This is a genomic window from Duganella sp., from assembly GCF_039595735.1.
In the GTDB taxonomy this organism is placed as follows: domain Bacteria; phylum Pseudomonadota; class Gammaproteobacteria; order Burkholderiales; family Burkholderiaceae_D; genus Rugamonas.
The window spans coordinates 898,666-920,430 of the sequence record NZ_JBCNLB010000001.1 but is presented as its reverse complement, the minus strand read 5'-3'; the positions used below and the strand labels follow the sequence as shown (position 1 = coordinate 920,430).

Below are 21,765 nucleotides of genomic sequence, written 5' to 3'. Positions count from 1 at the left end.
GCACACGATTTATTTACTGCTTACCAACAATCCCGGCTCGATGGTGACATGGCCTTCGATGCCGCTGGCTTGCCCCGGCTCCGCTTCGATCAGCACATTGATCTCGCGCTTGCCCGCACCGGCCGGCAAGGTGACGTCCAGCGGCGCCGAGGCGTAACTGTCCTTCTTGCCGATCAGTTTGCCGTCCAGCCAGATCTCGGCCTTGCCGGTGATGGCGGCAAACCGCAGCCGGCCAGTGCCATCCGCCAGGTTCTTGCGCGGCGTGAAGCTGGAGCGGTACAAATGATACTTCTTGCCGGCGGCGGCGCGCATCGGCGGCGAACCCCAGCCCCAGGTATTCATGTCGAAGCCGGCCAGCGTCTGGTTCGGGTCGGGACGCGCATCGCCGTCCGGCGCGATGCGCCAGCTGCGCACAAAGCTCAGTGGCGCGTCGGCCAGGTCGACGTAAGGCACGGCGGCCACCTGCTTCACCGGAATCGTCACCTGCGCGGCCTGCAGGCCTTGCGCGGTGGCGGTGACGGTGATGGCGTCCTTGCTGTCGTAATTGGTCTGCACGATCAGCTGTGCCAGGCCGTTGAACAGACGGCGGGTCGCGCCCTTCTCGTCCTCGTGCGAATTCGGATCGCCGTTGCCATGGCCGATGGAGCGGCCGCCGCCGGTCACGGCGAAGGTCACTTCATTGTTCGCCAGCGGCACGGCGCGGCCCTGCGCATCCAGCGCGCGCACGGTGAGCGGCATGGCGTCGTAGCCGTCGCCGTTCAGGCCCGCGCGGTCCGGTACCAGTTCCAGCCTGACCGGCGCGCCGGTGGTTTCCACCGCGGTGCGCACCACTTCCTTGCCACCCTTGTAGCCGATGGCTTCCAGCTTACCCGGCTCGTAAGCGACGTTGAAGTAGTTCATGCGGTAAGGATCGACCTTCTGCTCGCCCAGCGCGCGGCCATTCAGCAGCAATTGCACACGCTCGACGTTGGCCATCACCATCACGCGCACGTTCTCGCCCTGCTTCCAGTTCCAGTGCGGCGCGATGTGAATCAGCGGCTTGTCCTTGATCCACTGCACCTGGTGGATGTAGTAGGCCGTCTTGGCAAACCCGTTCAGGTCCATGATGCCGAACACCGAGCTGACCGAAGGCCATTCGTTCGGCGTCGGCTCGCCGCGATAATCGAAGCCGGTCCAGACGAAACCGCCCGCCACATAAGGGCGCGTGTCGATCGCTTCCCACGCTTCGCGGTGGGTGTTGCCCCATGGCGCCGCATCGTCGTCGTAGCTGGCGATCAGGTTTTTATCCCTGACCGTCTGGTACTCGCCGCGCGTCATGAAGGCGGAGGTGTCTTCGGAGCTGGTGAATGGCTTGTCCGGATGCGCCTTGTGGAAGCGGTCATAGTCCTTCACCTGGTAGTTGGAGCCCACCACGTCCACCGCGTGCGACACATTCAGCTCGGTCAGGAAGCCGCCGTTCATGGCGGCGGTGACAGGACGGGTATCGTCCAGCGCCTTCACGACGGCCGACATGCGGCGCACCATCTCGTAACCGACCTCGGTCGCCTGCACCGGCTCTTCGTTAAACACCGACCACAGGATGATGCCCGGGTGATGACGGTCGCGCTTGACCATCCACTCCAGCTGCTTCATGTAGTCCGGCGATGGATTGAAGTTGCGGTTTTCGTCCATCACTACAAAGCCCATGCGGTCCACCATGTCCAGCACTTCGGCCGCCGGCGCGTTGTGCGAGAAGCGGATCGCGTTCACACCCATCTCCTTCAGACGGCGCAGTCGATATTCCCACACCGAATCCGGCACCGCCACGCCGACGCCGGCGTGATCCTGGTGGATGCACACGCCCTGCAGCTTGACGTGCACGCCGTTCAGGAAGAAGCCTTGCGCCGCGTCGAAGCGGATGGTGCGGAAGCCGGTGCTGAGCGAAGTCTCATCCACCGCCTTGCCGGCCTGCAGAACGCGCGTGGTCACGCGATACAGATTGGTTTTCTCGATCGACCACAGAGCCGGGTTGTTGATGGTGACCGGCACTTTCACGGCACTGGTGGCCAGCACGCCCACCCGTGCCGGCGCGGTGCGCTGCGCCACCTGCTTGCCGGACGGGTCGTACACCGTCACTTCCACGATCACGTCGCTGGCGGCCTTGCCGCTGTTATTCAGCGTGACTTCAACCGGAATGCTCCACTGCTTGTCTTTCACGAGACGCGGGGTGGCGTGCACGCCATCGGTCACCACGTGCACCGGATTGCGCTTGACCAGCCAGCTGTGGCGGTACATGCCGGCGCCTTCATACCACCAGCCCTCCATCGCTTCCGCATCGACGCGGATGGCAATCGTGTTCATCGCATCGCCGTAGCGCAGGAAGGGCGTGATGTCGATATAGCTGGCGTTATAGCCGGACCAGTTGCGGTTCACCACATTACCGTTCACCCACACCGTGGCGTGGGTGGCGATGGCGTCGAACTGCAACTCAAAATGCTTGCCGCGATCCGACGGATCAACTTTCAAATAGCGGCGATACCAGCCGATGCCGCGCGGGCGATAGCCCTGCGAGACATTGGCCTTCGGATCGAACGGACCTTCCACCGCCCAGTCGTGCGGCAGGTTGAGGCGGCGCCAGTCGGAGTCGTCGTACTCGTTGCCGGCGGCGCCGGCGGCGTTGCCGGCCTTGGCGTTGCTGTAGGATTCTTCGTGCCCGACGATGGGCGGCTCCACGAGGTCGCCCTGGTGGAACAGCCAGCCGCGGTCCAGCGACAGGCGCTCGCGCGGCGCCGCGTTCGCGCCCACACAGGCCAGCATCAGCAGGATGGTGGCGATCAGTCTTGTTTTCAAAATCGTCTCCCTGATTAAAAAAAAACGGAGCAGCGCCATCACGCACCGCTCCGCAAAACCACGATAAAAAGGATGAACGTGTGCTTACAGCTTGAAGGTCAGGCCCAGGTTGAAGCGGCGGCCAAATTCCGTGACTTCCTGCTGTCCTGGAATGTTCGCGCTGGTGTACACCGCTTTCTGGTTGGTCAGATTGTCGATGCCGAAGCGCAGCTGGATCTGCGGCGTCAACTGCTTGGCCAGGTTCAGGGTCAGATAAGTCTCGGCTTCGTTCATGATCAGCTGACCGGCGCCCCAGGTCGGGTTGCGCGCGAACTTGCTGTGATAGTTGGCCGACAGGCGGGCTTCATAGCCGGCCTTCTCGTACCACACCGTCACGCCGCCGTTGGACTTCATCAGGCCTTCGATCGGATACGGATTGACCGCAGGCGTCTGCTCCTTGATGTTGCTGGTGGTGTAGGCATAGCTGCTGTAGATGCCCAGACCATCCCACGGCGCCGGCAGCGAAGTGAAGGCCTGCTGGTACACCAGCTCCAGCCCGCGGATGTCGCCGCCCTCGCCGTTCACCGAACGGGTGATGGTGGCGTTGCGGCCATTGACCACGGTGGTGTCGCTTTCGATGGCGATGTAGCGCGATACCTTCTTGTAAAAGCCGCCAGCCGACAGCAGCGAACCCTTGCCGAAGTACCACTGATAGGACAGGTCAACCTGATTGGCCATCATCGGCTTCAGTTCCGGGTTACCGGCGCTGCCGGTCACCGGCTGGCTGGTGTCGGTGTTGACGCTCAGGTTGCGCGAGCTGCGCATTTCATCCAGCGGCGCGCGCGACATGGCGCGGGCCACGCTGAAACGCACCTGGCGTTCCTGCGCTTCGTCCATATTGAACACCAGGTTCAGGCTCGGCAGGATCTCGGTGTACGAGGTGCCGCCTTCGGTTGGCGTAGGCGCGGCGTTGTTGATCGACTGCATGCCGTAGCCGGTCTGCCTGGTGTGCACCAGGCGCACGCCGACGTTGCCGCGGTAGGTCTTGCCGAGCGCTTCGCCATCCAGGTCGCCCTGCACGAAGGCCGACGAGCTGCGCTCCTTGACGCGCCAGCCGGCCAGCGCGTCGTTGCGGATCTGCCAGTCTTCCTGCTTCTGGCCGTTCGGGTTGAAGGCGTTCGGACCGAAGGCGCTGGCGATGGTGCTGTCCCAGTCTTTCAGCGAGATGAAGGCCGGGTAGCCGTCCACGTTCACGGTCTGGTAGGCCGACGCTGGAATTGCCGAAGTCGGCTGCAGGGTCCAGGTGGTCTGGTGGTAGCTCTTCTCGCGGTCGGTGGCGCGCACGCCCACCTTGATGCGGCTGATGATGCTGTTGTCCAGCTGGCGCGATGCGCTCAGGCTGACGGCGTTCAGCTTGTCCTTCACGTGGCCATCGTTGTCGATGTACAGCGACGGCGCGCCAAAGTTGGCGACCTTGCCGCTGTCGATGCCGAAGCTGTAGTTCTGCACTTCGTCGCCAGGGAAAGACCAGGTGACCGGCACGCTGTTGTTGGCATACTGGCGCAGGTCGCGCCAGGCGCTGCCGCGGCGGGCATGCGAGGTCGACAGGTCGGCGTCGATCTTCCAGTCGCCGGCGGTGAACTTGCCGTTCAGGCCGCTGGCGGCCACGCTGGTGTCCTGCACGTAGATGAAGTCGTTGTTGATCAGGCTGGCGTTGCTGATGGTGCCGCCGACCACGTAGCCATCACGCACGTCGAGGTTGCTGTAGTTGGCCGAGTTGCCGCCATCCCAGTTGCCAACGCCATCCACCCAGTGCTGCAGGCCGCGTTCCTTGATCTTGGCTTCCGCATAGTAGGTGTCGGCGGTGATCTGCACGTCGTTGTTGGGCTTCCACTCGATCTTGCCCAGCACGCTGCCGCGCTTGTCCTTGCCCTGGCGCGCTTCGTCCTGGAAGCCCCATGGCAGCTTGTCGATCTTGCCGTCGCCGCTCACGTCGACCGAGTTGGTTTCGTTGAAGCCCCAGTGGCGCTTGTTCTTCTGCACCGAAGGCTGGTCCTGGTAGCTGAACGCCAGCGCCGCGCCAAGGGTCTTGTTGGCGAACTGGTCGACATACACGCCGCCAAGACGCGGCGCGCTCTTGTCGGCGCCCTGGATGTCCTTGGCCAGCGGGTAGTACAGCGCGTCAGCGCGCAGCACCACCTGGCGGCCGCTCATCTTCAGCGGCGAAACCGTTTGCAAATCAATCGTGGTGGCGATGCCGCCTTCCACCACATCCGCCTGCTGCGTCTTGTAGACGGTGGCGCCGCTCAGCGACTCCGACGGGAACTGCTCGAAACGCACGGCGCGGTTGGGCTCCGACGATGCCAGTTCCCGGCCGTTCAGGGTGGCGCCGATGAAGCGCGGGCCCATGCCGCGCGCCACGATCTGCGAAGCGTTGCCGCGATCCAGGCCGGACGACAGGCCTGGCAGACGCGCCAGCGATTCAGCAATGGTGGTATCGGGCAGCTTGCCGATGTCTTCCGACGAAATCATTTCCACGATACTGTTGGAAGCTTCCTTGGCCGCCAGCGCATTGCGTACCGATGCGCGGATGCCGGTCACGTTTACCTGTTGAATCTCACCTGCAGCGGCAGCCTCCTGGGCAAAGGCTTCCTGGACCAGCAGCGGCGCGGTGAAGAGCGTGGCAATCAGCCAGCTCATTTTTTTGTGTTTCATTGTGCATCTCCAGTGTTGTATGTGTTCCGTCTCTGATGAAGATGTGGACGGATAACGGGATGCTAACGAAACACCAAATTACTCACCAATAGCTATTTTAGTTTGCGCCATACCAAGTTCGTATATCAAACAAGATTGCGCTTCAGACAGGTGCGCGATAGTGAGGATAGATGCTGACTGCGGCATCGCGCAGCGCGGTCAGCATGGCATCGGCGCCCGGCGAGAGCTGGTGTCGCTTGCGCGTCACAATGCCGAAGGAATCCATGCTGACACCCAGATCGAACGGCAGCACTTTCAACAGGCCGGCATCCAGATACGGCTGCACCGCTTCCGCCGGCAGCGCCACGATCATGTCGTTGTTCAGCAGCAGGCTGGCCACCACCGGCATGTCCAGCGTCTCGATGGTCTCGGCCGGCTGCTCCAGGCCGTGCGACAGGAACAGCGCGGTCAGGCGGTCGCGCAGGATGGAGCCGGCCGGCGGCAGGATCCAGCACTGTTCCATCAAGTCTTCCAGCTGCAGCGCGCTGCGCTCCATCAGCGGATGGCTGGCGCGCGCGATCAGCAAATGCGGCTCGTCGGTCAGCGGTTCGAAATTCAATTCATCGGCGGCCTCGGTATCGAGAATGCGGCCGACCACCAGGTCGAGCTCGCCGCCGCGCAGGCGTTCCACCAGCACCTTGCTGGTGGACATGGTCACCGCCACATGCACGCGCGCATGGCGCTCCTTGAGCAGGTTGATCGCCTTGGGCACCAGCCCGGTGGCTGGCGCCAGCACGGTGCCGATGCCGACCCGGCCGCGCAGGCCGGACAGCAGTTCCATCACTTCCTGGTGCGCCGCGTCCATCTCCGCCAGCGCCGCGCCGGCACGGCGGATCAGCACCTTGCCGTACCAGGTCGGCGACACCCCGCGCGACAGGCGCTCGAACAATTGCACGCCGAGCGCATGCTCCAGCTCGCCCAACAACTTGGAGGCGCCCGGCTGGGTCAGGTTGGCGGCCTGGGCGGCGTGGGCGATGGAGCCATGCCGGCCGAGTTCAACCAGCAAGACGAGGTGACGGGTTTTCAGGTGGGAACGAACAAAGCGATCCGAACGGGAATCATTCATATGGGCATCAAGGTTGATTGCCCATCATAAATGCGGGCTCGACCATCGTCAATCGTGGTTACACGCGGGAAACCACGCTGGAAGCGCTCCCGCTATCAATAAACAAGGTATCGGCCACGCCCGCTGCCAAGCCCTTGAGCAAGTCCGGCGGCAAGCCGTACAGACCGCCCTGCGCGCCCAGCACCAGCAACTGGTCCAGTGCCGCGCCGCCAAACGCCACGCTGGCGGCCGGCTCACGCGCCAGCACCACCTGCTGCAGCACGGCGCCGGCGCGGTCATACTGCACCAGCACGCCGCCCTGCACGCTCCACAGCTGGCCGTCGCGATCGAAAATGGCTGCGCCGGCGCCGGGTTCCAGCAGAGCTGAAAACGGTTTCACACCACTCACCTTGGCGCGCTCCGGATCGTAGTCACATTGCATCAGGCCGCCGTGCGCGGCATCGGCAAACACCATGCGGCGGCCGTCCGGGCTGAAGGCAATGGCGCTGGCGCTGACCACCGCCGGCAAGGCCAGCCGGCGCAGGCCATGGCGCTGGGAATACTGGTAAAAACTGCCGATCGGGCGCCGGTCCTGCCCCGTGTTGGCGGTGCCAAAGACGAAATTGCCGTGACGGTCGGTGCAGCCGTCGCTGACGCTGGTGCGCGGCTCGGCGGCATCGACCGTGACCAGCACCTGGGCCTGCAGCGGACGGCTGGGCTGGCCGGGCTGTGGCAATTCCAGCAGGCCCAGCCGCTTCCCCAGGCCCAGCAGCACCCGCCCGGAACTGCAACATGCGATCACGCGTGCGGTTTCTAACATACGCACGCCGCTTGGCATCGCCGGCGGCGCCGGCCAGGCGTATAGTTGGCTACCAATCGGGTCCGGCCAGCGCCAGCATTGCCGCTGAACATCCCAGCGCAGCGCACAGCCGGCCTGCCCCACCCGGACGAGCATGACACCGGGCGTGGAGGTGACGGTCGCACTGGCGGAATTCATACGGCTCCTGATGATATTTTGACAGCTGCCAGTCTAAGCGAGCCCCTGCCACCGCTGCTATGAATAAACCGCTACCAGCCATGCAGATATCGGATAGCTGGGCGGCAGGCGGCTGCTATCCGATATTGATATGGGTCGTTGCGAATTAATCATATTTCCAGTCTAGCCACCCGCTTTAGACTGAGCGCTGTTCCCTGAACCACCACACCCTGACCTGATCCTATGAAAATCACCAAACTGACGACCTACCGTGTTCCACCGCGCTGGATGCTGCTCAAAATCGAAACCGATGAAGGCGTCGTCGGCTGGGGCGAACCGGTCATCGAAGGCCGCGCCCGCACCGTGGAGACGGCAGTACAGGAACTGGAAACCTACCTGATCGGCCAGGACCCGGCCCGCATCAACGACCTGTGGCAGACCATGTACCGCGCCGGCTTCTACCGCGGCGGCGCCGTCTTCATGAGCGCGATCGCCGGCATCGACCAGGCGCTGTGGGACATCAAGGGCAAAGTGCTGGGCAAGCCGGTCTACGAACTGCTGGGCGGCCTGGTGCGCGACCGCATGAAGATGTATAGCTGGGTGGGCGGCGATCGTCCGGCCGACATCATCGAGCAAATCCGCACCCTGCAAAAAGGCGGTTTCAATACTTTCAAGATGAACGCCACCGAAGAGCTGGGCATGCTGGACACGTCGGCCAAGGTCGACGAGGCGGTGCGCCGTGTGGCCGAGATCCGCGAAGCCTTCGGCACCACCATCGAGTTTGGCCTGGACTTCCACGGCCGCGTGGCCGCGCCGATGGCCAAGACGCTGCTGCGCGAACTGGAGCAGTACCGTCCGCTGTTCGTGGAAGAACCGGTGCTGGCCGAGCAGGCCGAATATTACCCGCGCCTGGCCGAGATGACCTCGATCCCGCTGGCAGCCGGCGAACGCATGTACTCGCGCTTCGAGTTCAAGCATGTGTTTGCGGCCGGCGGCCTGGCCATCGTGCAGCCCGACCTGTCGCACGCCGGCGGCATCACCGAATGCGTGAAGATCGCCGCGATGGCGGAAGCCTACGACGTCACGCTGGCACCGCACTGCCCGCTGGGGCCGGTGGCGCTGGCCTCCTGCCTGCACGTCGACTTCGTGTCGTACAACGCCGTGCTGCAGGAACAAAGCATGGGCATCCACTACAACAAGGGCGGCGAGCTGCTGGACTACGTCATCAACAAGGATGACTTCAAGATCGTCGACGGCTACTGCAATCCGCTGACCAAGCCGGGCCTGGGCGTGGAAGTGGACGAGGAACGCGTCATCGCCGCCAGCAAGAACGCCCCGGACTGGCGCAATCCAGTCTGGCGCCACGAAGACGGCAGCGTCGCGGAGTGGTAATACGATGATCTTCCGCCTGCGCACCTGCGCGGCTTTGGTTGCGGGTGCGTTGGCGGCAAATGTCGCTGGCGCCGCCATGCTCGCCATCGATGCCAGCGCCCCCAATCCCGCGCCGCTGAAAGCGGCGCTCCGTCTCGGCAGCGCCACCGCCCCCAACGGCGACACCCTCGGCGCCAACGCGCGCTACCTGACCCGCAACGGCGCCCCCTGGCTGCCGGTGATGGGCGAATTCCATTACAGCCGCACGCCCGCCTCGCAGTGGGAAGCGGAACTGCGCAAGATGAAAGCGGCCGGCATCGACATCGTGGCCAGCTACGTCATGTGGAATCACCACGAAGAAGTCGAAGGCAAATTCGACTGGTCCGGCAACCGCGACCTGCGCCGCTATGTGCAACTGGCCGCCAGGGCCGGACTGGATGTGGTGGTGCGCGTCGGTCCGTGGGCGCACGCGGAAGTGCGCTACGGCGGCATTCCGGACTGGGTGGTCAACGCCATGCCGACCCGCGCCAACGATCCGCAATACATGATGTTCGTCGAGCGCCTGTACCAGCAGATCGGCCAGCAGATCAAGGGCCAGCTGTGGAAAGACGGCGGCCGCGTGATCGGCCTGCAGCTGGAGAATGAATACAACCTCGATGGTCCCGGCAAGGGCGCGGCCCACATCGCCGCGCTGAAAAAGCTGGCGCTGAAAGCGGGCATGGATGTGCCCTACTACACCGTCACCGGCTGGGACGGCACGATTTATCCGACCGGCGAAGTGACGCCGGTGTTTGGCGGCTATCCCGACGAGCCGTGGGGCGTGAGCACCAAAGAGCTGCCGCCGAAAGAAACCTACGCCTTCCGCTTCGACACCCGCGTCAGCGGCGACCTCGGTGCGCAGACCGCCGCCCATGCGCCGGGCACCGCCGAAACCGACAAGGACGTGACACCCTTCCTCGGCGCGGAATATGGCGCCGGCCTGCCGTTCATGTATCGCCGCCGCACGGTGGTGTCGGCCGACGATATCGCCTCCATGCTGCCGGTGCAGCTGGGCTCGGGCGTGAACCTGATGGGCTACTACATGTTCCATGGCGGCCGCAATCCGCTCAGCCTGGGCGGCACCGGCATGGAAGAAAGCACCCTCAGTGGCGGCTACAACGACACCACCATGATCAGCTACGACTTCCAGGCGCCGCTGGGGCCGGATGGCCAGCAGCGCAAGGTGCTGGAGAAGCTGCGTCCGTTCCACCTGTTCCTGCATGACTTCGGCTCGCGTCTGGCGCCGATGACGGTGCGCAAGCCGGAGGTATCGCCGGCCAAGCCGGATGATCTGTCGACCGCGCGCTTTGCCGTGCGCAGTGACGGCGATCGCGGCTTCCTGTTCGTGAACAACCACGTGCGCCAGTATCCGATGGCGGCGCAGAAGGGCACGCAGTTTGCGGTCCAGCTGCAAGGGCAGAGCATGACACTGCCCAGCAAGCCGGTGGACATCGCGGATGGCGCCTACTTCATCTGGCCGCTGAATCTGGATCTCGACGGCACCAACCTGCACTACGCCACCGCGCAGCCGCTGACGCTGCTCGATCAGGGCAAGGCCGGCGTGGTGGCCGTGTTTGCCGCCAGCGCCGGCGTGCCGGTCGAGCTGTCGTTCGACGCCAGCGCGCGCGTGTCGCTCGCCGGCGCGGCTGGTGCGGCCGGCGCGCAGATCGCCACGGCCGGCGGCCACACGCTGATCACCGGCGTGCAGCCTGGCGCTGGCGCGGCAATGACCGTGCAGCGCGACGGCCAGCGCCCGCTGACCATCGTCGTGCTGACGCCTGAACAATCGCAGCAACTGAGCGTAGTGCAGCTGGCCGGCCAGCGCCGCCTGCTGCTGTCCGCCGACCAGGCCTACGTTGACGGCAACGCGCTGCAAATGCGCTCGGTCGGCGACAGCAAATTCCGCTTCGCCATCTACCCGGCACTGGCCGCCGCGCCGAAAGCGACGACCACCGCCGCCGCATGGGCCGCCGCGACTCGCGCAGGCGCCGCAAACGCCGCAGTCCGCCCATCCGCCGCAGCCAGCCCGGCCGCCGCGGCGAACAGCGCCACCGGCGTCGCGCCAGGCCGCGCCGCAGCCCGCGCCGCCGCACAGACCGCCGTGCCGAGCAACGCTGGCGCCAACGCGGCTGGCGACGCCCCCGCCGCCACCGTTGCCGTGCGGGCGGGCGGCAACGATGGCATCTTCCAGGTCTTCGAAGCATCGCTTCCTGCCAGCGAAGTCAAAGCCAGCATCACGCCAACGCGCGCAGCGCAGGAAGCTGCGGCGATCGTCATCGGCGGCACTGCCAAGGCCGCGATCCAGCCGCTGCCGGAAAACTTCAAAGCCGCCGGCGCCTGGCAGATCAGCATCCCGCGCCACCAGCTGAAAGGCCTGGACGACGCCCTGCTGCAAATCGACTTCGTCGGCGACATCGGCCGCCTGTACGCCGGCACCCGCCTGCTGGACGACTGGTACTACAGCGGCTACCAGTGGCAGATCGGCCTGCGCCAGCAAGCCGCCCTGCTCGACCAGCCGCTGACCGTCTCCGTGCTGCCGTTGCGCGCCGACGCGCCGATCTACCTGCCCAGGGAAGCGCGGCCCGACTTCGGCGGCGCGAAGCAGATCGCCACCGTGCGCGGCGTCAGCGTCATCCCGGTCTATCAACTGCGCGTCACGCCTTAGGAGCCGCCATGTCTGAACGCCTCAAAGGCAAAGTCGCCATCGTCACCGGCTCCACGCAAGGCATCGGGCTGGCCATCGCCCGCCGTTTTGCGGCGGAAGGCGCGCTGGTCACCCTCAACAGCCACCGCGAAGACGAAGCTGCCCGCGCCATCAGCGCCGAACTCGGCCCCGAACGCAGCCTGTTCGTGCACGCCGACGTGGCCGACCGCGCCGCCATGGAAGCGCTGGCCGCGCGCACCATCGAGCGCTTTGGCAAAGTCGACATCCTCATCAACAACGCCGGCATGAACGTCTTCGACGATCCGCTGGCGCTGAGTGAAGAAGACTGGAAGCGCTGCTTCGCGGTCGATCTGGAAGGCGCATGGAACGGCGCGCGCGCCGTGCTGCCGGCGATGCTGGCGCAGGGCGCCGGCAGCATCGTCAACATCGCCTCCGTGCACGGCCACAAAATCATCCCCGGCTGCTTCCCCTACCCGGTGGCCAAGCACGCCCTGATCGGCATGACACGCGCGCTGGGGCTGGAGTACGCGGCGCGCGGCATCCGCGTCAACTCCATCTCGCCGGGGCTGATCGTCACCGACATGATCGAACGCCACTTCGCCGCCCAGCCTGATCCTGAAGCCGAGCGCGCCCGCCAGGCCGCCCTGCTGCCGTGCAAGCGCCTGGGCAAACCGGAAGAAGTGGCCGCCACCGCCCTGTTCCTGGCCAGTGACGAAGCCCCCTTCATCAACGCCACCGACATCCTGATCGACGGCGGCCGCTCCCAGTTGTACCACGAGTAACAAAACTCCGGGGTCAGGTCCGCCATTTCTACACGGCCTCAACCGTAGCGTCCGCTACGGTTGAGGCCGTGTAGAAATGGCGGACCTGACCCCGGAGTTGGTTTTTTTGCTGGTGCGCGTGCCTTTTTTGCTTTTCCTCAAAGCGTTTGCCTTGAAATACCCCAAGGTCGTCCCTATAATTGGCACTCGTTAGGGAAGAGTGCTAACAGCACGCCCAACTACCAACATACTGTACCATTGCTAAAAAATTAAGGAGTTTTGTATGAACCTTCGCCCTTTGAACGATCGCGTTATCGTCAAACGTCTGGACCAAGAGACCAAAACTGCGTCCGGCCTGATCATCCCTGATGCGGCTGCTGAGAAACCGGATCAAGGCGAAGTCCTGGCCGTTGGCAATGGCAAGATCCTGGACGACGGCAAAGTGCGTCCGCTGGATGTCAAAGCAGGCGACCGCGTCCTGTTCGGCAAATACGCCGGCCAGACCGTCAAGATCGACGGCCAGGAACTGCTGGTCATGCGCGAAGAAGACATCATGGCGATCGTCACCAAGTAATTGGTCGAGCCGATCCCACTTAATACCTCACAGGAGTAAATAACATGGCAGCTAAAGAAGTAATCTTCGGCGACGCAGCGCGCGCCAAAATGGTTGAAGGCGTTAACATTCTGGCTAACGCAGTCAAAGTCACCCTGGGCCCGAAAGGCCGCAACGTGGTGCTGGAGCGCTCGTTCGGCGCCCCAACCGTGACCAAGGACGGCGTGTCGGTTGCGAAAGAAGTCGAACTGAAAGACAAGCTGCAGAACATGGGCGCCCAGATGGTCAAGGAAGTCGCTTCCAAAACCTCGGACAACGCCGGTGACGGCACCACCACCGCTACCGTGCTGGCTCAGGCACTGGTGCGCGAAGGCATGAAGTTCGTTGCCGCCGGCATGAACCCGATGGACCTGAAGCGCGGCATCGACAAGGCCGTCACCGCGTCGGTGGAAGAACTGAAGAAAATCGCCAAGCCAACCACCACCTCGAAAGAAATCGCCCAGGTCGGCGCGATCTCGGCCAACTCGGATTCGTCGATCGGCGAACGCATCGCTGAAGCGATGGAAAAAGTCGGCAAGGAAGGCGTCATCACCGTGGAAGACGGCAAGTCGCTGAACGACGAGCTGGACATCGTTGAAGGTATGCAGTTCGACCGCGGCTACCTGTCGCCATACTTCATCAACAACCAGGACAAGCAGGTTGCCGCTCTGGACAACCCATTCGTTCTGCTGTGCGACAAGAAAATCTCGAACATCCGCGACCTGCTGCCGATCCTGGAACAGATCGCCAAGTCGGGCCGTCCGCTGCTGATCATCGCTGAAGACATCGAAGGCGAAGCACTGGCCACCCTGGTGGTGAACAACATCCGCGGCATCCTGAAGACCGTGGCGGTCAAGGCCCCTGGCTTCGGCGACCGTCGCAAAGCCATGCTGGAAGACATCGCGATCCTGACCGGCGGCCAGGTGGTGGCGGAAGAAGTCGGTCTGACCCTGGAAAAAGTGACCCTGGAAGAACTGGGCCAGGCCAAGCGTATCGAAGTCGGCAAGGAAAACACCATCGTCATCGACGGCGCCGGCCAGGCCGCTGCAATCGAAGCCCGCGTGAAACAAATCCGCGTGCAGATCGAAGAAGCGACCTCGGACTACGACCGTGAAAAACTGCAAGAGCGCGTGGCCAAGCTGGCTGGCGGTGTTGCCGTGATCAAGGTTGGCGCTGCCACCGAAGTCGAAATGAAAGAGAAGAAAGCACGCGTGGAAGACGCCCTGCACGCGACCCGCGCTGCCGTGGAAGAAGGCATTGTGCCAGGCGGCGGTGTCGCCCTGCTGCGCGCCCGCGCCAAGATCAAAGACCTGAAAGGCGACAACGCCGACCAGGACGCAGGTATCAAGATCGTGCTGCGCGCCATGGAAGAGCCACTGCGCATGATCGTGCAGAACGCCGGCGAAGAATCGTCGGTGGTGGTGAACGCTGTGCTGGCAGGCGAAGGCAACTTCGGCTACAACGCATCGAACGGCACCTATGGCGACATGGTTGAAATGGGCGTGCTGGACCCAGCCAAAGTGACCCGTTCGGCACTGCAAAACGCCGCCTCGATCGCCGGCCTGATGCTGACCACCGACTGCATGATCGCTGAAGTGGTGGAAGACAAGCCAGCCGGCGGTATGGGTGGCATGGGCGGTATGGGTGGCATGGGCGGCATGGACGGCATGATGTAATTCTGCCGGCCGGCTGCTTCAGCCAGCCAATCGGAAAGCCCGCGCAGGCCTCGGCCGCGCGGGCTTTTTTGTTACACTCACGGAATGTCCTCCCGCAAACGCGCCCTCCTTGCCGCCAGCAGCGCCCACGCTGTGCACGACGGCCTCACCGATCTGATTTACGTTTTACTGCCGATCTGGCAGGCCCAGTTTGCCATCAGCTACGCCATGATCGGCTTGCTGCGCGCTTCGTATTCGGGCGTGATGGCGGGCTTCCAGCTGCTGGCCAGCCGCCTTGCCAGGCGCTGGGGCCGCGAGCGCATGCTGATCGGCGGCACCGCGCTGGCCGGCGTGGCCTACCTGATCGCCGGTCAGGCCGGCGGCCTGGCCACGCTGCTGATCGCCCTGATGCTGGGCGGACTGGGTGCCAGCACGCAGCATCCGCTGGCCTCGTCGCTGGTGACGGATGCGTACGAGCCTGGCGGCGGCGTCAAGCAGGCGCTGTCGCAGTACAATTTTGCCGGCGATATCGGCAAGACCCTGATACCCGGCGCGGTCGGCCTGCTGCTGCTGGTGGTCAGCTGGCAAACCAGCGTCACCCTGATCGGCCTGCTCGGGCTGGCGGCGGCATTGCTGCTGTGGTGGCTCATTCCGGCAGCGCAGCCCGCGTCTGCCGCGCACCGCGTCAAAGCGGCGGCCGGCCGTGGCAATCGCAGCGGCTCGGCGGGCGGCCTGCGCGCGCTGCTGGCCACCGGTACGCTGGACAGCACGGTGCGCATGGGCTTCCTGACCTTTCTGCCCTTCCTGTTGAAAAGCAAGGGCGCCGGCACGGCCGGCATCGGCGTCGCGCTGTCGCTGCTGTTTGTGGGCGGCGCATTTGGCAAGCTGCTGTGCGGCTACCTGGGCGCGCGCATCGGCATGATGAAGACCGTGTGGCTGACCGAGTCCGCCACTTCCGCCTGCATTGTGGCGGCGGTGTTGCTGCCGCTGGCGGGTGTGATGACGATGCTGCCTCTGCTGGGCCTGGCGCTGAACGGCACCTCATCCGTGTTGTACGGCGCCGTGCCCGAACTGGCGGCGCCGGGCAGGCGCGAGCAGGCGTTTGCCCTGTTCTACACCGGCACCATCGGCGCTGGCGCCCTGTCGCCGGTGCTGTTTGGCCGCGTGGGCGACGTGATGGGCGTGCCGGTGGCCTTGCTGTCGCTGGCTGCCCTCCTGCTACTCACGCTGCCGCTAGCGTGGCGCGTCCAAAAATCCCTCTGAGCTAGAATGGGCGGCCCTCACTCAAGGAGAGACGCCATGGAAACGCAAGAACTGCATCGCGGCCGTTTGATTGATCACATTCAACTGGTGGTGCGCGACCTGCCCGCATCGCAAAAGTTTTACACGGCTGTTTTTGAAGTGCTGGATATTCCCATCGGCGGCACCGGCGCTGACTATTTCTGGGCCGATGAATTATTCGTCTCCAGCGCAGACAGCCAGGCGGCACAAGGCGTGCTGACCGGGCGCCATCATCTGGCCTTCCAGGCCAAGGACCGCGCCACGGTGGACGCCTTCTACCAGGCCGCACTGGCCCATGGCGCCAAGGACAACGGCGGCCCCGGCGAACGCCCCTACCACCCCGGCTACTACGCCGCCTTCGTGCTCGACCCGGATGGCAACAACATTGAAGCCGTCTTCCACGGCGACGCCAGGCGCAGCGCGCCGTCGGTGCACATCACCTTTTAATCGTCGAGGGCGGCGGCGCAACGCTTGAGCAGTTCGCACAGCTGCCTGGCTTCGTCGGCGGACAGCCGGGACAGCATCTGCCGCTCCACCGCGTCAGCCGCTTGCGCGCCATCGGCAACCGCCTTCTGACCGGCCGGCGTCAGCTCGGTCATGATCACCCGGCCATGTTCCGGGTGCGGATTGCGCACGATCAGGCCGCCGCGCTCCAGATTGACGAGTATTCCCTGCATGGTCTGCGGCGTGACGAACGCCGCACGGGCCAGCTCGGCGTTCGAGATGCGCGGATTGCCGGCCACCGCCAGCAGCACCGCGTTCTGCGGCGCCGTGATGCCAAGCCGCGCCAGTTCCGCATCCAGCCGCTGCCGCAGCCGGTGCTGCGTGATCTTCAGGTTATAGCCGATCCAGTCGGCGCCGCGCCGCGGTGCGGTTTTCTCCGTTGACATATCAGGGGCCTTACATTAGTATCAGGGTGCTGATATTACTTGAAAGAATCCCCCATGACCACCATCACCCCGATCGGCCCCGACTTCATCGCCCTGCAGGTGCGCGACCTGGCCGCCTCCCGCCAGTTCTATCTGGAGACCTTCGGTTTCAAAGCCTCGTCGCACTGCCCGCCGGGCGCGGTGATTTTCCAGACCACGCCGGTCCCGCTGGCGTTGCGCGAGCCGCTGCGCCCGCTGCCCGAAACGGGGCCGCTGGGGACCGGCATGGTGCTGTGGATTGCCTGCGCCGACGCCGACGCGCTGCACGACCTGATCGTGCAGCGCGGCGGCACCATCCTCAGCCCGCTGGCGGACGGCCCCTTCGGCCGTTTCTTTGTTGCCGCCGATCCTGACGGCTACGCCATCACCTTCCACACGGCGCGCGGCTGACTGCAGGCTACTGACAGGAATTGACAGGGCTGCTGAATAGAATGGGTTTCACTTTTCTTTCAGGAGACGCTCAATGAAACCGAACACTGTCAGCGCTGTAGCCCACCTCAACTTCCGCGGCCAGGCGCGCGATGCGCTCAACTTCTACCAGTCCGTGTTTGGCGGCGAAGTGATGGCGATGAGCTACAAGGATTTCGGCCAGGTCAGCAACGAAGCCGAGGCGGATCAGCTGATCTGGGGCCAGGTGGCGGCCGACAATGGCTTCCGCGTCATGGCTTACGACGTGCCCTCGGCAACGCCTTACCATCCGGGCCAGAATGCCTTCCTGGTTGCGCTGGAAACCGAAACGGCGGAACAGGTCAGCGCCTACTGGGACAAGATCGCCAACGGCGCCACCATCACCGTCCCGCTGGCGCCAGCTCAATGGACGCCGCTGTTCGGCATGCTGACCGACCGCTTCGGCACCAACTGGGCTCTCAGCGTGGCCATGCCGCAGAGCTGAGCTCAGGCGTCGTGATAGGCTGATTCCAGCTCGTCGCGGCGCGGGGCGTCGGCCAGGTGGAGGATGAGGGTGGTGTTGAGGTCGTGCGCGGGATGGATGGCGCGGTGGCGGGCGAACCAGAAGGCTTCTTCCAGCTCTTCATCCTCATGCGCGGTAACGAAGACTTTCTTCGCCTCCGGCACGTCTTCGTAATTGACTGCTTCCTGCGCCGCATCGTCGATCGCCTCGCGCCACTGGTCGCAATCCTTGCCCCACGCCAGCGCGTACAGGCAGCCGGATGCGATCAGCCAGCGGCTGACGTCCCACATCATGGTTTCATGCACATCGGCTTCGATGACAATCACCGTTTTAAATTGACGCATGCCTTCCAGCGCCGGCATGGCGCTGGAAGGTGAAAGATGCAGGTATTTGAGGGCGGAATTCAGCATGGCGGCATTTTCTCCCGATCCGCCGAATCCCGCAAGCGGCTTAGAACGGATCCAGCGCCGCCGTGAACTTGCCGCTGGCGTCCATGGCGCCCATGGTGTAACCCTGCCAGCCCGGATAGGCCTGCGGCTCCCAGTAGAACACGCCCAGGCCGTTCGAGCCCAGCGCCTTGGTTTTGTTGAGCAGGTCGGCCAGCATGGCTTTCGAGGTGGCGGCCTGGGTCCAGTCCATGCCGACCTCGGTCACCATCACCGGCTTGGCGTAGCGCGACACCATATCCCACATATTGGTGGAGATTTTGTTGTTGTAGTTGGCCCAGTCCGACGCCGGCGGATAATGCGACATGCCGATCACATCCCACTTGGCGCCCGCCCCTTTCACACCATCGAAGAACCAGCGGAACACGGCGTTGTCGTAACCGTTCGCCAGATGCAGGATCACCTTGGCATTCGGGTACACCGCCTTGGCCGCGTTGTAGCCGTTGTTGATCAGCCCGGCCAGGTTGCTGAAGCTGGTGGTCTTGCCTTCCGGCCACAGCATGCCGCTATTGATCTCGTTGCCGACCTGGACCCACTCGACCGTGATGCCGTTGGTCTTCAGGTAATTCAGGATGCCGTAGGTGTGCGAATAGACGTCGCTGTTCAGCTGCGTCAGCGTGTGGCTGGCCCAGGCCGCCGGCTTGGTCTGCTGACCGGGATCGGCCCAGCTGTCGCTGTAGTGGAAATCGATCAGGATGCGCTGCCCTTGCGCGGCGGCGCGCCTGGCCTTGTACAGCACGTCGGCGCCATCGTTCCAGCCGCCGCCCGGATTGACCCACACGCGCAGGCGGATCGCATTTACCTGCAGGTTTTTCAGCAGCACAAACGGATCGGTTTTCACCGCGCTGCTGTTGTAGAACGCGTAGCCGCTCGCCTCCTGCTGGCTGACCCAGCTGACATCGGCGCCATTGGCAAAGGTGGCGCTGCGCGCGGACAGGGCGAACGCCAGCCCGCATGCTGCAAACAGCAATGCTTTCAACGTCATATCGTCTCCAGTGTTTTAGTTTTTAAAGGGATGAACACATCCCTGCCGCTACACGCGGCATATTGCTACAGCGGGGTACAGCAGAGATGTCTGTTAGCCGAAGCGGGCGGCAGGCACGCCGGCGACGTCAACCCGCACGGCAAACACGGCGCCGGTCAGCGGATGGGCTGCCAGCTGCTCCGGCGTGTTGTCTTCGCGCGCGGTGGTGATGTAGAGGGTTTTCAGATCGGCGCCGCCAAAAGTGCAGGAGGCGGGATTGCGCACCGGCACGGCGATGGTCTCCAGCAGCTCGCCCGACGGCGCATAGCGGCACACGCGGCTGCCGCCCCACTGCGCGATCCACACGCAGCCTTCGCTATCGACCGTCATGCCATCCGGCGAACCTTCACCTTCGCCAAACTGGCGCCACACGCGCGGCTCGCCCAGCGTGCCGTCGGCGGCCAGCGGATAGGCGTAGGTGCGGCCTTCATAGCTGTCGGTGTGGTACATGGTGGCGCCGTCCAGGCTGAAGGTCGGACCGTTGCAGATATGATAGCCATCGTCCATCGCGTGCAGCGAGTGGTCGGTGTCCAGGCGGAACAAGGTGCCGATGGCTTGCGCGTAATCGGTATTGTGCATGGAACCGGCCCAGATCCGGCCGGCACTGTCGACCTTGGCGTCATTCATGCGCAGGCCGCTGCCTTCCGGGAAAGGACGGTGCAGATACTCGACGCGCAGCTCCGGCTCCAGCCACACGCGGGCGATGCCGTCGCGCAGGCCGGCCATGAAGCCGTCGCCGTCGCGGCGCGCGATCAGCCAGCAGATGTAGTCCGGCATGGTCCAGCTGCGGCGCTGACCGGACACCACGTCCTGCGCGTGCAGGGTCTGGTTTTTCAGGTCGACAAAGTACAGGCGGTTTTGTTCCGCCACCCACAGCGGGCCCTCGCCCAGTTGCGCCCCCACGTCCCACAGGCACTGCACGTCATGTTTGCTCATCGTTTTGATTTCCCTTTATACGGCCAAAGCGCGCCAGGTGGCGACGAAGCTCTCTGCGCGTTCCTTCAATTGCTCCAGCGTCACGCCCGGGGTGTACAGATTGCCGCCGATGCCGAAGCCGGTGGCGCCGGCCTTCACCCACGCCGCCATGGTGTCCGGCGACACGCCGCCCACCGGCCACACCGGCGTTCCGGCCGGCAGCACGCTCTTCAGCGCCTTGATGCCGCCATGGCCGACCGACTCGGCCGGGAAGATTTTCAGCGCGTGGGCGCCGGCGTCCAGCGCGGCAAACGCTTCGGTCGGGGTGGCCACGCCCGGCGCGCAATACATGCCCAGGTCGGCGGCGCGGCGGATCACCGCCGGCACGCAGTTGGGCGACACCAGCAGACGGCCGCCGGCGGCATGCACGGCTTCCACGTGCTCGACATTCAGCATGGTGCCGCCGCCGACCAGCGTATCCGGCAGGTTCAGCTGGACGATGGCGGCAATCGCCTCGATCGCGCCGGGACGGTTGAGCGGCACTTCCAGCGCGCGGAAGCCGGCCGCGTGCAGCACCTTGGCGACATCGACCGCCTCGGCAGGGTTCAGGCCGCGCAGGATGGCCACCAGCGGCGTGGTTGGATGGGATGGAGTGGTCATGATTAAGCCTTGAGGAATTGGGAAACGGCGGTGCAATACACCTGATGTGGGTCGAGCACGGCGCAGTTCAAGCCGACATGCCTGGCGGCCACAGCATAGCGTGCCGCCAGCGCCGGCGAACCGATCACGGCAATGCTCTGCCCTTCGGCCGCGCGTGCGGCAGCGGCAAACTCGGCACCGATCAGCAGGCCGCTGACGGTGGCCGCCGCCTGCTCGGCCGGCGCCGCGCGCGACACCACACCGGCGCGCACGCGGAACAGCGAATTCGACAGCGGCTCATGTTGGGCCGCCTGGTTGAGGCCGGTGGCAAAGCCCTCGGCGTTGGCGCTATCGCCGCCCATCATGGCGGACAGCGTGCCGCCCTTGGACAGCATGGCGAACAGCTCGCCGGTCATATAGGTGGCAAACGACTGGATCACGCCGTCGCGCAGCAGCACCCACTTGCTGTGGGTGCCCGGCAGCACCAGCCAGCCGTCGCGATGGCCTTGCAGCACCGCGCCCAGCAGCTGGGTTTCCTCGCCGCGCATGACATCGGCCACAGCACCGTTGCGGTAGACATAGCCCGGCACGATGGTGGCGCGGCCGGCCCAGGCCGGATCGGTGACGGCGGCCAGATGCCGCGGCAACTCTTCCAGCGGCACCGAGGCGTCCAGGTAGCTGACTTCCTGCCAGCCCGAGGCGCTGCCCACCATGCCGGACATGATGACCGGCACCTCGTCCGGCAACTGCATGGCGTCCAGCACGCCGGCCAGCGAGGCGCCAAACTTGTCGCGCCCGCCCACGGCCAGCATGCCCTGGCCGTCTTCATGCTCAGCCAGGCAAGCGCCGTGTTGATCTATCAGGTAGGCGCGGCGATTGCTCGTGCCCCAGTCTATCCCCAAAATTTGCTTGTTCACTCAGCGGTTCCTTTACTCATGCTGCATCGATGTTACGA

At 64.5% G+C, this 21,765-nt stretch carries 19 protein-coding genes; 9 read left to right on the top strand and 10 right to left on the bottom strand.

From position 1 onward, the window contains the following. Nucleotides 1–9: 9 nt before the first annotated feature. The 4 genes from galA to ABDW57_RS04195 all read right to left on the bottom strand — a co-directional run bounded on the left by galA (nt 10) and on the right by ABDW57_RS04195 (nt 7,562). On the bottom strand, nt 10–2,829 hold the full coding sequence (galA, locus tag ABDW57_RS04210) for a beta-galactosidase GalA (RefSeq protein ID WP_343728950.1): 2,820 nt from the start codon (nt 2,827–2,829) through the stop codon (nt 10–12). An 84-nt stretch (nt 2,830–2,913) separates the two neighbouring features. Continuing rightward, nucleotides 2,914–5,523 (bottom strand): TonB-dependent receptor, encoded by a 2,610-nt coding sequence (locus ABDW57_RS04205; RefSeq protein ID WP_343728949.1) that lies wholly within the window; start codon nt 5,521–5,523, stop codon nt 2,914–2,916. 142 nt (nt 5,524–5,665) lie between these two features. Beyond that, complete coding sequence (locus ABDW57_RS04200) at nt 5,666–6,628, bottom strand: LysR substrate-binding domain-containing protein (RefSeq protein ID WP_343728948.1); 963 nt, start codon at nt 6,626–6,628, stop codon at nt 5,666–5,668. A 58-nt stretch (nt 6,629–6,686) separates the two neighbouring features. After that, the gene (locus ABDW57_RS04195; RefSeq protein WP_343729111.1) at nt 6,687–7,562 is read right to left on the bottom strand and encodes an SMP-30/gluconolactonase/LRE family protein; all 876 of its coding nucleotides are present in this window, start codon (nt 7,560–7,562) and stop codon (nt 6,687–6,689) included. Nucleotides 7,563–7,826: 264 nt separating this feature from the next. On the opposite strand from ABDW57_RS04195, the gene dgoD reads away from it, so the two are divergent. From dgoD to ABDW57_RS04160, 7 genes are all read left to right on the top strand, one after another. Then, complete coding sequence (gene dgoD / locus ABDW57_RS04190; RefSeq protein ID WP_343728947.1) at nt 7,827–8,975, top strand: galactonate dehydratase; 1,149 nt, start codon at nt 7,827–7,829, stop codon at nt 8,973–8,975. Nucleotides 8,976–9,051: 76 nt separating this feature from the next. Continuing rightward, the gene (locus ABDW57_RS04185) at nt 9,052–11,658 is read left to right on the top strand and encodes a beta-galactosidase (protein WP_343728946.1); all 2,607 of its coding nucleotides are present in this window, start codon (nt 9,052–9,054) and stop codon (nt 11,656–11,658) included. An 8-nt stretch (nt 11,659–11,666) separates the two neighbouring features. Next, nucleotides 11,667–12,440 carry an SDR family oxidoreductase gene (locus ABDW57_RS04180; RefSeq protein ID WP_343728945.1) on the top strand — a complete coding sequence of 258 codons (774 nt, stop codon included), beginning with the start codon at nt 11,667–11,669 and terminating at the stop codon, nt 12,438–12,440. A 262-nt stretch (nt 12,441–12,702) separates the two neighbouring features. Next, nucleotides 12,703–12,993, top strand: coding sequence for a co-chaperone GroES (gene groES / locus ABDW57_RS04175; protein WP_343728944.1), 291 nt, complete (start codon nt 12,703–12,705; stop codon nt 12,991–12,993). Between the two features lie 44 nt (nt 12,994–13,037). Beyond that, nucleotides 13,038–14,687, top strand: coding sequence for a chaperonin GroEL (groL, locus tag ABDW57_RS04170; protein ID WP_343728943.1), 1,650 nt, complete (start codon nt 13,038–13,040; stop codon nt 14,685–14,687). An 84-nt stretch (nt 14,688–14,771) separates the two neighbouring features. Next, nucleotides 14,772–15,929, top strand: coding sequence for an MFS transporter (locus ABDW57_RS04165; protein WP_343728942.1), 1,158 nt, complete (start codon nt 14,772–14,774; stop codon nt 15,927–15,929). A gap of 36 nt (nt 15,930–15,965) precedes the next feature. Next, nucleotides 15,966–16,394 carry a VOC family protein gene (locus tag ABDW57_RS04160; RefSeq protein ID WP_343728941.1) on the top strand — a complete coding sequence of 143 codons (429 nt, stop codon included), beginning with the start codon at nt 15,966–15,968 and terminating at the stop codon, nt 16,392–16,394. On the opposite strand, the gene ABDW57_RS04155 is transcribed toward ABDW57_RS04160, so the two are convergent. Further along, nucleotides 16,391–16,837, bottom strand: coding sequence for a MarR family transcriptional regulator (locus ABDW57_RS04155; protein WP_343728940.1), 447 nt, complete (start codon nt 16,835–16,837; stop codon nt 16,391–16,393). The two genes, ABDW57_RS04160 and ABDW57_RS04155, sit on opposite strands and share 4 nt — an antisense overlap. Before the next feature lie 54 nt (nt 16,838–16,891). Between ABDW57_RS04155 and ABDW57_RS04150 the strand changes: the two genes are divergently transcribed. Continuing rightward, entirely contained in the window at nt 16,892–17,266 is a 375-nt protein-coding gene (locus tag ABDW57_RS04150) for a VOC family protein (protein WP_343728939.1), read from the top strand. 73 nt (nt 17,267–17,339) lie between these two features. Continuing rightward, nucleotides 17,340–17,768 (top strand): VOC family protein, encoded by a 429-nt coding sequence (locus ABDW57_RS04145; protein ID WP_343728938.1) that lies wholly within the window; start codon nt 17,340–17,342, stop codon nt 17,766–17,768. Nucleotides 17,769–17,770: 2 nt separating this feature from the next. Here ABDW57_RS04145 and ABDW57_RS04140 read toward each other — a convergent pair whose 3' ends face one another. The 5 genes from ABDW57_RS04140 to ABDW57_RS04120 form a co-directional block, all read right to left on the bottom strand. Next, the gene (locus tag ABDW57_RS04140) at nt 17,771–18,196 is read right to left on the bottom strand and encodes a hypothetical protein (protein ID WP_343728937.1); all 426 of its coding nucleotides are present in this window, start codon (nt 18,194–18,196) and stop codon (nt 17,771–17,773) included. Nucleotides 18,197–18,236: 40 nt separating this feature from the next. Next, nucleotides 18,237–19,217 (bottom strand): glycosyl hydrolase 53 family protein, encoded by a 981-nt coding sequence (locus ABDW57_RS04135; protein ID WP_343728936.1) that lies wholly within the window; start codon nt 19,215–19,217, stop codon nt 18,237–18,239. Between the two features lie 93 nt (nt 19,218–19,310). Then, entirely contained in the window at nt 19,311–20,192 is an 882-nt protein-coding gene (locus ABDW57_RS04130; RefSeq protein WP_343728935.1) for an SMP-30/gluconolactonase/LRE family protein, read from the bottom strand. Between the two features lie 15 nt (nt 20,193–20,207). Beyond that, nucleotides 20,208–20,831, bottom strand: coding sequence for a 2-dehydro-3-deoxy-6-phosphogalactonate aldolase (locus tag ABDW57_RS04125; RefSeq protein ID WP_343728934.1), 624 nt, complete (start codon nt 20,829–20,831; stop codon nt 20,208–20,210). A 2-nt stretch (nt 20,832–20,833) separates the two neighbouring features. Then, nucleotides 20,834–21,727: a 2-dehydro-3-deoxygalactonokinase gene (locus ABDW57_RS04120; protein WP_343728933.1), complete on the bottom strand. Its 894-nt coding sequence runs from the start codon at nt 21,725–21,727 to the stop codon at nt 20,834–20,836. Nucleotides 21,728–21,765: the final 38 nt, after the last annotated feature.